The sequence below is a fragment of the Shewanella sp. HL-SH5 genome (assembly GCF_051163755.1).
Taxonomy (GTDB): Bacteria; Pseudomonadota; Gammaproteobacteria; order Enterobacterales; family Shewanellaceae; genus Shewanella; species Shewanella glacialimarina.
Window position 1 is genome coordinate 1,331,465 of sequence record NZ_CP195038.1, and the last position, 15,575, is coordinate 1,347,039.

Annotated in this window: 9 protein-coding genes and 3 tRNA genes; 11 read left to right on the plus strand and 1 reads right to left on the minus strand. The window is 40.7% G+C overall.

The window, feature by feature from the left end; all coding sequences use genetic code 11:
- Positions 1-79: 79 nt before the first annotated feature.
- A complete protein-coding gene (locus ACRWQM_RS05750) occupies positions 80-3,571 on the plus strand; it encodes a PAS domain S-box protein (RefSeq protein WP_434931542.1) in 3,492 nt (1,163 codons plus the stop codon).
- A 24-nt stretch (positions 3,572-3,595) separates the two neighbouring features.
- Positions 3,596-5,050 (plus strand): sigma-54-dependent transcriptional regulator, encoded by a 1,455-nt coding sequence (locus ACRWQM_RS05755; protein ID WP_434931543.1) that lies wholly within the window; start codon positions 3,596-3,598, stop codon positions 5,048-5,050.
- A gap of 84 nt (positions 5,051-5,134) precedes the next feature.
- Here the strand turns inward: ACRWQM_RS05755 and folD are convergent, their stop codons facing one another.
- Positions 5,135-5,989 (minus strand): bifunctional methylenetetrahydrofolate dehydrogenase/methenyltetrahydrofolate cyclohydrolase FolD, encoded by an 855-nt coding sequence (folD, locus tag ACRWQM_RS05760; RefSeq protein WP_434931544.1) that lies wholly within the window; start codon positions 5,987-5,989, stop codon positions 5,135-5,137.
- A gap of 270 nt (positions 5,990-6,259) precedes the next feature.
- On the opposite strand from folD, the gene ACRWQM_RS05765 reads away from it, so the two are divergent.
- From ACRWQM_RS05765 to ACRWQM_RS05805, 9 genes are all read left to right on the plus strand, one after another.
- Positions 6,260-6,336: transfer RNA gene (locus tag ACRWQM_RS05765), tRNA-Pro, on the plus strand.
- 94 nt (positions 6,337-6,430) lie between these two features.
- Positions 6,431-6,507, plus strand: a tRNA-Arg gene (locus tag ACRWQM_RS05770).
- A gap of 8 nt (positions 6,508-6,515) precedes the next feature.
- Positions 6,516-6,591, plus strand: a tRNA-His gene (locus ACRWQM_RS05775).
- A gap of 324 nt (positions 6,592-6,915) precedes the next feature.
- Positions 6,916-8,220, plus strand: coding sequence for a trigger factor (tig, locus tag ACRWQM_RS05780; RefSeq protein ID WP_434926629.1), 1,305 nt, complete (start codon positions 6,916-6,918; stop codon positions 8,218-8,220).
- 90 nt (positions 8,221-8,310) lie between these two features.
- A complete protein-coding gene (gene clpP / locus ACRWQM_RS05785; protein ID WP_226414549.1) occupies positions 8,311-8,922 on the plus strand; it encodes an ATP-dependent Clp endopeptidase proteolytic subunit ClpP in 612 nt (203 codons plus the stop codon).
- Between the two features lie 132 nt (positions 8,923-9,054).
- On the plus strand, positions 9,055-10,332 hold the full coding sequence (gene clpX, locus ACRWQM_RS05790; protein ID WP_434931545.1) for an ATP-dependent protease ATP-binding subunit ClpX: 1,278 nt from the start codon (positions 9,055-9,057) through the stop codon (positions 10,330-10,332).
- 133 nt (positions 10,333-10,465) lie between these two features.
- A complete protein-coding gene (gene lon, locus ACRWQM_RS05795; RefSeq protein ID WP_434931984.1) occupies positions 10,466-12,817 on the plus strand; it encodes an endopeptidase La in 2,352 nt (783 codons plus the stop codon).
- Between the two features lie 263 nt (positions 12,818-13,080).
- The gene (locus tag ACRWQM_RS05800; protein ID WP_226414554.1) at positions 13,081-13,353 is read left to right on the plus strand and encodes an HU family DNA-binding protein; all 273 of its coding nucleotides are present in this window, start codon (positions 13,081-13,083) and stop codon (positions 13,351-13,353) included.
- Between the two features lie 210 nt (positions 13,354-13,563).
- Positions 13,564-15,438, plus strand: coding sequence for a SurA N-terminal domain-containing protein (locus ACRWQM_RS05805; RefSeq protein WP_434931546.1), 1,875 nt, complete (start codon positions 13,564-13,566; stop codon positions 15,436-15,438).
- Positions 15,439-15,575: the final 137 nt, after the last annotated feature.

A 15,575-nucleotide genomic window follows, 5' to 3' on the forward strand; every position in this document is an offset into this window, starting at 1 on the left:
ATGCAACAGCGTCATCCATAGTGATTATGTGATGTAAAATCAAACGTTTTAGCGGCCAGCTAATAAAGGGAGCAATAATTTGTCTTTTAGATTAAAAACAATTTTAGGCATTGCAATTATCGAGGGTGTGTTGCTTCTTTTATTGGTTTATACCAGTGTCAGTTACCTTAAAGAATCAAATCAGATTGAAATTGAGAAACGTGCTCAATTGACGGTGAGTTTATTTTCTGTTGCCGCTAAAGATGCATTAGTTGACGTTAATAAACCTAAGTTAACCCTTCTTGTAACAGAACTGAGCCAGCAACAAGAGATTGCCTATGTCTATATTTATAGAGGTGATGACTTAATCGTTGCTATGCATAAAGAGGATAACACTGCTGTTTGGGGAGTTAATGATTTTGCACCGTCAAATAAAAATGATCATATTTTTAATATTGAAATGCCAATAATTAATCAAAAGAATGATGTTGGTTCAGTTAAAATTGGCTTTGACCGTTCTGGTTTTGATGCATTACTGGTTCAAGCCTCTACGCGCTTCTTTTCTATTGCTGCACTTGAAATGCTGCTGGTGGCTTTATTTTCCTGGTTGTTAGGCACCTATTTAACCCGCAATTTATCTCTATTGCAAAATGCATCTAAGTTAATATTAGACGGCCAAACAGGCGTTCAAATTCCAGTGTCTGGTCAAGACGAAGTTGCACAAACAACCATAGCCTTTAATCATATGGTACGTAATGTCGATGCCAGAACACATGCATTAACAGGGGCGAATATTCGGCTGAACGCCATTCTAGAGTCTGCCGCTGATGGATTTATTATCATAAATCTTGATGGTGTTATTAGTGAGGTAAACCAGTCTGTTACAAATCTTTTTGGTTACACTAAAGAAGAGTTAGTGGGTCAAAATGTGGTTAAATTGATGCCCATGAATGAGCGTCCTATGCGCGATGGCTATATGAAACGTTATTTAGAAGGGGAGAGTGCGAAAATTATCGGTGTAGGACAGGAGTTAAAGGTTGAGCATAAAGATGGCCGACAGTTTCCAGTTGAATTATCTATTTCAAAAATGATTATTGATGAGGAAGTTTTATTTTTAGGTTTCCTTAAAAACCTTACCGAAATTAAGCTCAATCAAGAAGCTGCAGCCCGAACTCAGTCGATATTATTAGCGACCTTAGAAGCTAGTCAAGATGCATTAATCACCATAGATATTACTGGTAGCATTGTGGAGTTTAATACCGCAGCGGTTAAATTATTTGGCTTTAGCCGTGATGAAGTTATCGGTAAGCATTTAGAAGAACTTATTATCCCTAAGGCTTTCCAACAAGCGCATAAAAAAGGCATGGAGCATTTTCGCCAAACTGGGCAGGGCGCTGTTTTGCATAAGCGTGTTGAGGTGCCTGCTCATAATAAAGTAGGGGAAGAGTTTCCAATTGAGCTTAGGGTGATCCCCATTCAATTAGGTGACGATATTTTGTTTACAGCATTTTTACGTGACATTTCTGAGCAAAAATCCAAAGAAGAAGAATTACGTCTTGCTAAAGAACAAGCCGAAGCGGGCAGTAAAGCAAAATCGCGCTTTCTGGCGACTATGAGTCATGAGATCCGATCGCCACTGAACGCGGTGCTTGGCAGTGTTGAGCTATTGCTTCATTCAACTCTGTTAAAAGAACAGCGTGTATATGCCACTATGGCCAAAGAAGCGGGTGATGCTTTACTCAATACCATCAATGATATTTTGGATTTCTCTAAAATTGAAGCGGGTCAAATGGTGTTGGAGTGCCATGAATTTGAACCAGATAAGTTGGTGGCTCAGGTATTACAGATTTTAGAGAGTAAAGCAATTGATAAAGGGGTGCATCTAGCCAGCTTTATTAACCGAAATGTACCGCAGCTATTGGTTGGTGATCCGCAGCGACTTCGACAAGTTATCCATAATTTAGTTGATAATGCGATTAAGTTTTCTAATTCTGGCTGTATTACAGTAGAAATGTGGATCCCCGATAGCCATAAAGAACGAGTTGAATTATGTTGTGCGATAACGGATCAAGGTATAGGCATCAGTAAAGAAGCTCAGGATAAATTATTTGCTGAATTTTCTCAGGTACACGACACCCATACAACTAACTATAATGGTACTGGGTTAGGCTTGGCCATTAGTGCCGAGTTAGTGCGTATGATGGACGGTACTATATCGGTTGAAAGCGAATTGGGAATAGGCAGTCGATTCAATGTGATGGTGACCCTTGATGAAAGCTCTGAAACATCGAGTCATTATGTTCGTTTACCAGAGCATGCTAGGGTATTAATTTTTCATCCCAATGAACAGCTTTGTAAATTAGTTAAAAAGCAATACGTGCAATATGGCGTTGAAACTATCTATATTAATGATGTTGCTAAAGTTTATAAACACTCTGAGATCCGTGGACGATTCGATCTGATTTTAATCGATGATTCTTGCATGATGACGGTCGATGCTAAGTTGCTGAAAGTATTGAACCAGGATTTTTTATTACCCAAGGGGATTTTAGCGGCGCTCAGCACAGGTGTAAATGCTCAAATATCACAAGTGTTAAATGACATTGGCATTGAGCAAGTTGTCAATAAACCCCTTAGTCGAGCCATGTTATTGAATTTGATCAGTGGTGCAACTCAAGAGAGTCATATTGAAATTGAATCACAGGAAATTACTGTCTTCCCTACCAATAGTAAAATTTTATTAGCCGAAGATAGTCCTGCAAATCAGATGGTTGCGGGCACCATGTTAACTAAGCAAGGTGCAGAACTAGCCTATGCTAATAATGGTATAGAAGCAGTTAAAATGGCCCTAGCGGATGATTATGACATTATTTTGATGGATATTCGTATGCCTGAAATGGATGGTTTAGAAGCCACCAGTAAAATTTTGCAGCATAAACCACAACAAATTATTTTAGCGATGACAGCAAATGTGTTTAAAGAAGAATTAGCGGCTTGCACTCAAGCGGGAATGCTTGATTTTATTGGTAAACCTGTTAATAGCAAAGTGCTAATTCAAACGGTGGCGCAGTGGTTAAATACCGCAAAGCTACGCCACAAGACTGTTAACACATCACCAAAAACAACCCAAACATTAGATTTACAACTCGCGCCTGACATGGCAGTGAAAAGTCATCTGAATATTGACCTTCAAATCCCATTGCAGAAGCCAATAAAGGTAGCGCTTTTGGATTATTCTCAAACGCAGATAATCGATATCAATGTGATAAACAGTTTGATTGAGGTGATTGGTGAACCCAGTTTGAAAAAAATGTTAGACGTTTTGTGTCAAGAAACCCAAATGCGTATCGACATATTAAATAACATAAACGCAGATGATGATTTTAGTAAAATAGAAGATGAAGCTCATACTTTAAAGAGTAGCTCGGGTAGTTTTGGTGTCACAAGATTATATGAAGTGGCCAAAGTATTAGAAGCGGCTGCAAGGCTTAAACAGCAGCCAATTAATCCACTAATTGGACAAACCATTAACATTGCAGAGCAGAGTATTGCTGCGATTAAACAAACTTACTTATTGAATACAGAAGAATAAACTCTAATACTTCAGAGGAATATTATGGGATTTCGAGTCATTTTGGTTGAAGATAGTATGTCGCTAGGTGCGTTATATACTGAATACTTGTGCAGCGAAGGTGCTGACGTCACATTGGTGCAATATGGCGCCGATGCGATAAAAGAAATTGACCGTCAACCACCTGATTTGCTTATTTTAGATATCAAACTGCCTGATATGTCCGGTATGGATATTCTTTTACAGGTCCAGCAAAGTCATCCAGAGATGACAGTCATTATGATAACAGCCCATGGAACGATTGATATTGCCGTTGATGCTATGCGCTCTGGTGCGTTTGATTTTCTGGTTAAGCCATTTGACAGTAAGCGGTTGGCAATTACGGTTCGCAATGCAATGAAGCAACGTCAGCTTGTCAAACTAGTCTCTCAATATGAGAACAGTTTACCCAAGGCTAACTACCAAGGGTTTATTGGTGAGTCGCTGGCAATGCAAACCGTTTATAAAACCATTGATTGTGTGGCAAACAGTAAAGCATCTGTATTTATATTCGGCGAAAGCGGCACAGGTAAAGAGGTTTGCGCACGAGCGATTCATAATGCAGGCAATCGTAAAAATAAGGCATTTATTGCGTTAAACTGTGCCTCAATTCCAAAAGATTTAATTGAAAGCCAAATCTTTGGTCATACCAAAGGGGCGTTTACGGGGGCAGTGAGTCAGCGCGATGGTGCCGCAACCCAGGCCGATGGCGGAACATTATTTTTAGATGAAATTTGTGAAATGGATTTAGAGTTGCAAAGTAAACTGTTGCGCTTTATTCAAACCGGAGTATTCCGCCGTGTGGGTGGCTCTAAAGATGAAAAGGTGGATGTGAGGTTTGTTAGCGCAACCAATAAAGATCCTTGGCAGCAGGTGCAAGATGGCTTGTTTAGAGAAGATTTATATTATCGTTTGCATGTTATTCCTATTGAGTTGCCGCCGTTAAATCAACGCGGTAAAGATATTATGTTAATCGCCAATAAACTGCTTGGACAATACGCTAAAGAAGAAGGCAAACCGTTTAAAGGCTTTAATCACGCGGTGCAAAAAGTGTTGAATGAATATCACTGGCCTGGCAATGTCAGGCAGCTTCAAAATGTGATCCGTCAAATTGTGGTGCTCAATGAGGCCGTTGAAGTGGATATCACCATGTTGCCTGCACGTATTGTCAATGATGGAAAAACTCGAGTAGCAGCGTCAATAGCCCCTAACACTAAGGTAATAGAGCAAGTTAGCTCATCCTCAATTGCAGCACATGACACTGCGGCTGTTATTCTGCATGATACGGATATAACAACAGAGCAGGTTATCGAGCCATTGTGGAAAACAGAAAAGCGCACTATAGAAAATGCAATTAACTTATGTGAAGGGAATATCCCTAAAGCGGCTGCAATGTTAGATATCAGTCCATCGACTATTTATCGTAAAAAACAATCCTGGGATGAAATGGAGCAGGTATAACTAAGCTGAACTAGGGTTATTATTTTCTGCAATAAAAATGCCTGCTATCAAGCAGGCATGTTTTATACAAGCTTTTCTGACCTGTTAGCTGTGGTATTGCTCACAAGCATATAGGGTATTTTCAAGCAAACTAGCAATGGTCATCGGGCCAACGCCGCCAGGAACTGGGGTAATAAAGGCTGCATTTTGTGCGGCTATATCATATTGTACATCACCGACTAAGCTACCATTGTCTAAACGGTTAATACCAACATCAATCACGATTGCACCAGGCTTGATCCATTCTCCTGGTATAAAGCCAGGTTTACCCACTGCAACAATCACAAGATCGGCTTGACGCACTTTTTGTTCTAGATTTTTAGTAAAACGATGGCATGTTGTCGTGGTGCAACCTGCCAGTAATAGCTCCAATGTCATCGGTCTACCGACAATGTTAGATGCGCCAACAACGGTGGCATCTAAGCCATAGGTATCAATGCCGGTTGATTTTATCAGGGTCATAATGCCCATAGGTGTACAAGAACGCAGCACAGGAATGCGTTGCGCTAAACGACCCACGTTGTAAGGGTGAAAACCATCTACATCTTTGTCCGGACGAATGTGCTCTATGACTTTAGAGTCGTCAATATGTGCTGGTAAAGGTAATTGCACTAAAATACCGTCAATTGCAGGATCTGCATTGCATTTATCGATTAATGCCAGTAAGTCTGCTTCTGTTGTAGATACATCAAGATCAAAGGATTGTGATTCAAAACCGACTTCTTCGCAGGCCTTACGCTTGCTGCCGACATAAACTTGTGACGCTGCATCACTGCCGACTAAAATCACCGCCAGTCCGGGTGCACGAAGTCCCGCGTCTTTTCGAGCTGTGACTTTTTGTTTAAGAGTGTTGCGGATAGATTGTGCAATGGCTTTACCGTCAATAATTTGAGCAGACATGGCTGTAGAGTTTCCTTTGAGAGACACAGGTATAGATTGGTGATGGTTAATCGGACGCTATTCTAACAGGCGTATGAAAGAGTGTCATTTGCTAGACTAGGAAAATACAGTGAATAAACTATTCGCGCTATGATGCTAATCATTATTTTGCTGTTTAAAGCACCATATAGATTATTCTATTAAAAAAATCGTTGACGCTAGCAAAGTGACTCGTTAATATGCGCTCCGTTCTTGAGACTATATAGCATTATATATTCTTAAATAACGTTTCGGTGATTAGCGCAGCCCGGTAGCGCATCTCGTTTGGGACGAGAGGGTCAGAGGTTCGAATCCTCTATCACCGACCAAATTTAAGTTATTTTTTTATGTTTATACTAAAAAGATAACGTGACAAGTGATAAACTTGTTAAGCCAGACAGGAAACAGTGAAAGCTGTACCATGCGCCCGTAGCTCAGTTGGATAGAGCACCCGCCTTCTAAGCGGGTGGTCGCAGGTTCGAATCCTGCCGGGTGTACCATTTCAGTGGTGATTGTAGCTCAGTTGGTAGAGTCCCGGATTGTGATTCCGGTTGTCGTGGGTTCGAACCCCATCAGTCACCCCATTATTCTCAAATTAGTATTTAAAGAAAAATATTAATATGATGAACCAATCGAACGTAATTTGTTCGATTATATCGAAAGCGACCTTAGGTCGCTTTTTTTATGTCTTAAAAGCCACTATTGATGCTCGACTAAGCAAAAAACGCTAGCTATAATGTCGCGTCTTGATAAATATCAATTATGAGCTACTAGTGCCAACAGCGTTTTCAGCATTTATAAATAGCTGTGCTGGGTCTTCTAGTCAAAACCATGGTCAAGAAACGAATACTGAGTAGTTGAAATGTCGACTACTACAAAGGACGTTAGACATATTTCGAGGTAAAACAATGCAAGTTTCTGTTGAAACAACTCAAGGCCTAGAGCGTCGCCTAACCATTTCTGTTCCTGCTGGACAAATTGAGAAAGTGGTAAAAGACAATTTATTACGTGAAGCTAAGCGTGCACGTATTCCTGGCTTTCGCCCAGGTAAAGTACCTGCTTCAGTAATTGAAAAACGTTATGGTGCTGCAATTCGTCAAGATGTGACTGGCGAAATCATGCAACGCAACTTCATTGAAGCGATTGTTGCTGAAAAATTAAACCCAGCAGGTGCGCCAGTATTTGCACCGGGTAAAGTTGAAGGCGAAAACTTTGAGTTTGTTGCTACTTTTGAAATCTACCCAGAAGTTGTACTAGCTGGTTTAGATAGCATTCAAGTAGAGCAACCAAAAGCTGAAGTGAATGACGCTGATGTTGATGCAATGATTGAAACGCTACGCAAGCAACACGCTACTTATGCAGCTGTTGAGCGTAATGCGGCTGACGGCGACAAAGTTAAAATGAACTTTGTTGGCAGCGTAGATGGCGAAGAGTTCGAAGGCGGCAAAGCTGATGACTTCGAACTTCAACTTGGTAGCAATCGTATGATCCCTGGTTTTGAAACCGGTATCATTGGTCATAAATCAGGTGATGAATTCGAAATCGAAGTGTCTTTCCCTGAAGATTACCATGCAGAAAACTTAAAAGGTAAAGCGGCCAAGTTCGTTATCACCTTAACTGAAGTTCAAGCGGCTAACTTACCAGAAGTTAACGACGAGTTTGCTTCACTATTCGGTATTGCTGACGGTGGCTTAGATGCGCTTAAAGCTGAGATCCGTAAAAATATGACTCGCGAGCTTGATCAAGCATTAAAAGCTAACGTGAAAGAGCAAGTTATCACGGGTTTACTAGCCGCTAATGACATTACTATTCCATCAGCATTGGTTGACGGTGAAGTGAATGTTTTACGTCAGCAAGCTATGCAACGTTTTGGCGGCGACGCTAAAAACATGCCTGAGCTACCAGCGGATCTATTCGCTGAACAAGCTGAGCGTCGTGTGAAGATTGGTCTTTTATTAGGTGAAGTTATCAAAACTAACGAACTTAAAGCAGAAGATACTCGTGTTAATGCATTAATCGAATCTATGGCTTCAGCTTATGAAGATCCATCAGAAGTTGTTGCTTACTACAATGGCAACAAAGAACTGATGCAAAACATGCGTAACGTTGCGTTAGAAGAACAAGCCGTGGAAGCATTGCTAAAATCTGCAAAAGTAACCGTTAAAGACGTCGCTTTTGAAGAATTTATGAACAAGGCTACCGGTCGCGCGTAACCTTCGCTTGACTTAATAAGGCGTTAGCCATTTATAATGGTTCGTATGAGGTTCTCATACGAGCCATTTTTTATTTTAGGGAAATGAATAATGTTTAAAGCGCCAGAATCTGTACTTAATGCTCTTGTACCTATGGTTGTTGAACAAACGGCTAAAGGTGAACGTTCATACGACATCTTCTCTCGTTTATTAAAAGAGCGTGTGATCTTTTTAGTAGGACAAGTTGAAGAGCACATGGCTAATCTAATTGTGGCTCAATTATTGTTCCTAGAGTCAGAAAGCCCAGACAAAGATATATTTTTGTATATTAACTCACCTGGCGGCTCTGTTACTGCGGGTATGGCTATTTATGACACCATGCAGTTCATTAAGCCAAATGTGAGCACAGTATGTATGGGACAAGCTTGTAGCATGGGTGCATTCTTGCTTGCCGCTGGCGCAAAAGGTAAACGTCATTGCCTACCGAATGCACGCGTGATGATCCACCAACCATTAGGCGGATTCCAAGGTCAGGCATCTGATATCGCTATTCATGCTAAAGAGATGTTAGGCATTAAGAATAAGTTAAATGAAATTCTTGCTGAACATACGGGTCAACCGATTGAAGTTATTGAGCGTGATACCGACCGTGACAACTTTATGAGTGCCACTAAAGCGGCAGAATATGGCTTAGTTGACTCAGTAATTACCACTCGAAGCTAATACAAGCTGATTTTTTGCTGTGACTGGGTTATTCTTACTTTAATTGTGAGAATAACTCAGATATACGGCTTGAGAGTATATCGACAAGCAGAGCTCAGACGTCAGGTCTAGGCTGCAACCAGAGGTATAATAATGGGCGATAACAAAAATAACGGTGACAGCACAAAATTGCTGTACTGCTCTTTTTGCGGAAAAAGCCAACATGAAGTCAGAAAACTGATTGCTGGCCCATCGGTGTATGTATGCGATGAGTGTGTGGAATTATGTAATGACATTATCCGTGAAGAAATCAAAGAGATTTCACCTAAACGTGATGATGACAAGTTGCCTACGCCCCATGAGTTACGTAATCATTTGGATGATTATGTTATCGGCCAGGATAAAGCTAAAAAAGTATTAGCCGTGGCGGTATATAATCATTACAAGCGCCTTAAAAATGCGTCTCCAAAAGGTGGCCTCGAGTTAGGTAAAAGTAATATTTTACTGATAGGTCCAACCGGTAGTGGTAAAACATTACTGGCTGAAACCTTAGCGCGTTCACTCAATGTGCCATTTACGATGGCTGATGCAACTACTTTAACCGAAGCGGGTTATGTAGGTGAAGACGTTGAAAACATCATTCAAAAGTTATTGCAAAAATGCGATTACGATGTTGAAAAAGCACAACGCGGTATCGTGTATATTGATGAAATTGATAAAATCAGCCGTAAGTCTGACAATCCATCGATTACCCGAGATGTGTCAGGTGAAGGTGTTCAACAAGCTTTGCTTAAATTGATTGAAGGCACCGTTGCAGCAGTTCCTCCGCAAGGTGGACGTAAGCACCCTCAGCAGGAGTTTTTACAGGTTGATACCTCTAAAATCTTATTTATCTGTGGCGGAGCGTTTGCGGGCTTAGAAAAAGTCATTGAACAACGTATAAACACAGGAACCGGCATTGGTTTTGGGGCTGAAGTTAAAGGCGAAGCAGATAAAGCGACTATTTCTGAAGTTTTAGGTCAAGTTGAGCCAGGCGATTTAGTTAAATTTGGTTTAATTCCTGAATTTATTGGTCGTTTACCTGTTGTAGCCACTTTGACTGAACTTGATGAAGATGCCTTAATTCAAATTCTGTCCAAACCTAAGAATGCGTTAACTAAGCAATATGCCGCATTGTTTGAAATGGAAAATGTAGAACTTGAATTTCGCGAAGATGCCTTAAAAGCCATTGCTAACAAAGCAATGAATCGTAAGACAGGCGCACGTGGTTTACGTTCAATTGTTGAAAGTATCTTACTTGATACCATGTACGATATTCCTTCTCAAGAAGGTGTGGTTAAAGCTGTGGTTGATGAGTCAGTCGTTAAAGGTGAGTCTGCACCTATTTTGATTTATGAAAGTAGTGAATCGAAAACGGCCTCTGGCGAGTAATAAATATACAGCTAGGTAATAAGTTGAAAAATAAGGAGTCCAATGGGCTCCTTTTTTCGTATTGACCATTGAAACTGAGTGCATCACCCCAATATACTCTGTAATAAGTCTTTTCATGAAACGGAATCGAGCCATGACCCAAGAGCGTGAAGCGCATATCGAACTCCCCGTATTACCACTACGTGATGTTGTGGTATATCCCCATATGGTTATTCCGCTATTCGTCGGACGGGAAAAATCTATCCGTTGCTTAGAGTCGGCAATGGAACAAGACAAGCAAATTCTATTAGTGGCCCAACGAGATGCTGATCTCGATGAGCCAACAAAAGATGACATATTCGACATAGGTACCGTTGCATCAATATTACAGTTATTAAAACTGCCTGATGGAACCGTGAAGGTATTGGTTGAAGGTGGTCAACGGGCTAAAATTACCCGTTATACCCAGGAAGATACTTTTTTTGTTGCAACTGCTGAGTATTTAGAATCTGAGTCGTTAGCGGAAAAAGAAGAAGAAGTACTGGTTCGCAGCGCGATAGGGCAATTTGAAGGCTATATCAAGCTGAATAAAAAGATCCCGCCTGAAGTATTAACCTCTCTAACTGGTATCGATGAGGCTGCACGTTTAGCCGACACTATGGCGGCGCACATGCCACTCAAGCTTGAAGACAAACAGTCTGTGCTCGAGATGATCAATGTTGGCGAGCGTTTAGAATATTTAATGGCGATGATGGAAGCTGAAATTGACTTGTTACAAGTTGAAAAACGCATCCGTACTCGTGTTAAAAAACAGATGGAAAAAAGTCAGCGTGAGTACTATTTGAATGAGCAAATGAAAGCCATTCAAAAAGAGCTAGGTGATATTGACGAAAGCCATGATGAATTTGAGCTCTTAGGTAAAAAGATTGAAGAGTCTGGCATGCCAAAAGATGCGAAAGATAAAGCGAGCGCTGAATTAAACAAATTAAAAATGATGTCTCCAATGTCTGCTGAAGCGACTGTTGTCCGCAGCTACGTTGATTGGATGACCTCAGTGCCATGGAAAAAACGTTCGAAAATAAAACGTGATTTAGCCAAAGCACAAGATGTGTTAGATACTGACCATCACGGTTTAGAAAAAGTAAAAGAACGCATTTTAGAGTACTTAGCGGTTCAAAGCAGAGTCAAACAGCTAAAAGGTCCTATTCTATGCCTAGTAGGGCCACCGGGTGTGGGTAAAACCTCACTGGGGCAATCAATTGCTAAAGCAACTGGGCGTGAATATGTACGTGTTGCATTAGGTGGCGTGCGTGATGAAGCGGAAATTCGTGGTCATCGCCGTACCTATATTGGCTCTATGCCTGGCAAGATTATTCAGAAAATGGCTAAAGTGGGTGTTAAAAATCCATTATTCCTACTGGATGAAATTGATAAGATGAGTTCAGATATGCGCGGCGATCCATCGTCGGCATTACTTGAAGTATTAGACCCAGAGCAAAACGCGACCTTTAACGATCATTATTTAGAAGTCGACTATGACTTATCTGATGTGATGTTCGTGGCAACCTCAAACTCAATGGATATTCCCGGTCCTCTATTAGACCGTATGGAAGTGATCCGTTTATCGGGTTATACCGAAGATGAAAAACTCAATATTGCCAAGCAACATTTGTTGACCAAACAAATTGAGCGTAATGGTCTTAAAGCGAAAGAAATTAATATCGAAGACAGCGCAATTTTAGGCATTATTCGTTATTACACCCGTGAAGCAGGTGTGCGTTCATTAGAGCGTGAATTATCTAAAATCTGCCGAAAAGTCGTTAAGCAAATTTTATTAGATAAGAACGTCAAAACGGTTAAAGTGAATCAAGATAACTTGAAATCATTTTTAGGTGTTCAGCGTTTTGATTACGGTAAAGCTGAGTCTGCTAACCAGATTGGCCAAGTAACCGGATTAGCTTGGACTCAAGTTGGCGGTGACCTGTTAACTATTGAGGCAACCTCGGTTGCAGGTAAAGGCAAGCTTACCTACACAGGTTCACTCGGTGATGTAATGCAAGAGTCTATTAAAGCCGCAATGACAGTTGTGCGTGCCCGCGCTGAACAGTTAGGCATTAATGCAGACTTTTACGAGAAGCGTGATATCCACGTGCATGTACCTGAAGGGGCTACACCGAAAGATGGGCCATCTGCAGGTGCGGCTATGTGTACCGCTTTGGTTTCTAGCTTAACGGGTAACCCTGTACGCAGTGATGTGGCAATGACTGGTGAGATAACGCTTCGTGGTGAAGTGTTACCTATTGGTGGCTTGAAAGAGAAATTGCTTGCAGCACACAGAGGTGGCATTAAACACGTGCTTATTCCTAAAGAAAATGAGCGTGATTTAGAAGAAATTCCACAAAATGTGATTGCTGATTTACAAATACATCCAGTACGTTGGGTTGATGAAGTGCTTAAATTAGCGCTTGAGCGTCCGGTGGAAGGCTTCGAAGTGGTTAAAAAGTAGCTCTTTAGTGAAAAAATTGCTCTAGAGCATGAAAAAAGTGAAAAAAGGGGCTTAACAAAACGCTGAGCTGTGGTAGCCTAGGTTTGTGGAGAGTCAGACACACCAAGCCCTTGGCGCATCTGACTTTGAGCTGTATCCAATTTTTATTTTTTTGGTTTTCTATAAAATTTGACATAGTGTTGAGTTTTTAACAAAAAAGCCTCCGCAGACCGCTCTAAACATGGATTTGGTTGCGGCGCGACAATAACATTCAAGGGGATGACATGAACAAATCTGAACTAATCGAGAAAATTGCTTCTGGTGCTGATATTTCTAAAGCTGCTGCTGGTCGTGCGTTAGACTCATTTATTGCTGCAGTGACTGAAGGTTTACAAGACGGTCAGAAAATTTCTCTAGTTGGTTTTGGTACTTTTGAAGTACGTCAACGTGCTGAGCGTACTGGCCGTAACCCGCAAACGGGTAAAGAAATTAAAATTGCTGCTGCGAACATTCCTGCGTTCAAAGCTGGCAAATCACTAAAAGACGCTGTTAACTAAAAAGAGTTAATTACGTCGCCTTTTGTTAGGCATTCGTGAGTTAAGCACTGCTTTGGCGGTGCTTTTTACGAAATGGAATGTCAGTTGTTAAGTTCACTGATATTCGGAGTATTGGGTTGTACCCTTGGTAGCGTCTGATAACTCCATGTAAACAAGGCGCATCACAAGAGATGCGCCTTTTTATTTTAATCGCAACAAGCGAGAATTCAGATGTTAGAAAAAATCCGCGAAGGATCACAGGGAATTGTTGCTAAAACGATTCTAGTGCTTGTGATATTTTCATTTGCTTTTGCTGGTGTTAGTAGCTATTTAGGCTCTAGTACTGGTGTACCTGCTGCTATTGTTAATGGAATTGAAATTCCTGAAACTGAATTAGAACAAGCTTTCCAAAACGAGCGTGCTAGTTTAAAACAACAATATGGCGAAATGTTTGATGCTTTATCTGCAGATGACAGCTATATGCAAGGCATCAAGAAAGGTGTGTTAGATCGTTTAGTCGCAAACACACTTGTCGATCAAGCCGCTGTTGACCTTGGTTTACGTGTTTCTGATGAGCAAATAAAACAAGCTATTTACACTGAACCCGCATTTCAAACCGACGGCCAGTTTGATAACGATCGTTATCAAGCAGTATTGCGTCAATTGAACTATCAGCCAGTCACATTTCGCAATATGATGCGTGTTGATATGACGCGTAGTCAGTTATTAAAGGCGTTAGTAGGTAGTGAGTTTGTACTTGATGGTGAAGCAAAACAGCTTGCTGAAGTACAAAGTCAAACCCGTGACATTCGTTATATCTCTGTTGATTCAACACCTTTTTTAGCATCAGCTGATGTTACTGCTGAAGAAACTAAAGCGTTTTATGATGCTAACTTAATGCAGTTTATGAGCCCCGAGCTTGTCAGCCTTGAGTATGTTGAATTAAATGTGAAAGATATGGTCAGCGATATTGTTGTTGATGATGCTGAAGCGACTGAATATTATCAAGACAATCAATCGCAGTATCAAACACCTGAAAAGCGTTTAGCGAGTCATATTTATGCAGCGAGTGGTGATGATGCAGCTGATGAAGCAAAGTTAGATGCGATTGCAGCACGTATTGCAGCAGGTGAAGATTTTGCTGAATTAGCGAAAACTGAATCTGATGATAAATTCAGTGCCGAGCAAGGTGGTCAAATCGATTGGTTTGAGCAAGGCGTTATGGATGCCGCATTTGATGAGGTCTTATTCAGTCTTGAAAAAGGTCAAGTATCAGCGGTTGTTAAAGGTGAATTTGGTTTCCACATTATCAAACTAGTTGATGTTCAGCCTGGCGCAATTGCTGCGTTTGATGATGTTAAAGCTAAAATTATTGCTCAAATTAAAGAGACAAAAGCATTAAGTATATTCTATGGCTTACAAACTAAGCTTGCAGATACTAGCTATGAAATCCCTGACACATTAATTGATACTGCTAATGCAGTGAATAAAGAAGTTCAGACAACAGCTTTGTTTACTCGAGATAATCCACCGGCTAATTTAAACAAGCCTGATTTAGTCAAAGCGGCATTCTCAGATCAAGTACTGAGCAGTGGCATGAACAGCGAAGTGATTGAGCTTGACCCTAATCATGTTGTCGTTATCCGTGTTAAGCAGCATCAAGATGCCGGTACCATGAGTTTTGACAAAGTTGAAGCGCAGATCGTACAACGTCTTAAGTATGATAAAGCCAATGAAGCGGCACGTGAAAAAGCGGCTACTTATATGACTCAGCTTAAAACGGGTGATTTTGCTATTAGTGGAGCAGAATTAATCACTGTGGCTAAATTAGATCGCTTTAATCAAGATGTTGACGCTGCGATTGCTAATAAAGCATTCAAAATGCCAGCACCAGAAGCAGAAGCTGTGTCAATTGATACCGTTGCATTAGGTGCAGGTTATGCTGTTGTTGTACTTGATAAAGTTAACGCTGCTGAAAATATTGATGCTAGCTTGTTGCAGTCGATTAAAGACGGTTTATCACGTCAATATGGCCAAGCGGATTACCGTGCTGTGATAGATTCGTTAAAGTCTAAAGCACAGATTGAATATCCTGTAGCTGAATAATTTTTAGATATATTATCACGATGCTAAAAAAGCCAAGGTTTATTTAACCTTGGCTTTTTTATTTGCTTTATCATCTTATCGATGACTTATCTCGCTTTTACTGCATCTGTTTATATAATGACTTTAATTAGCTATGT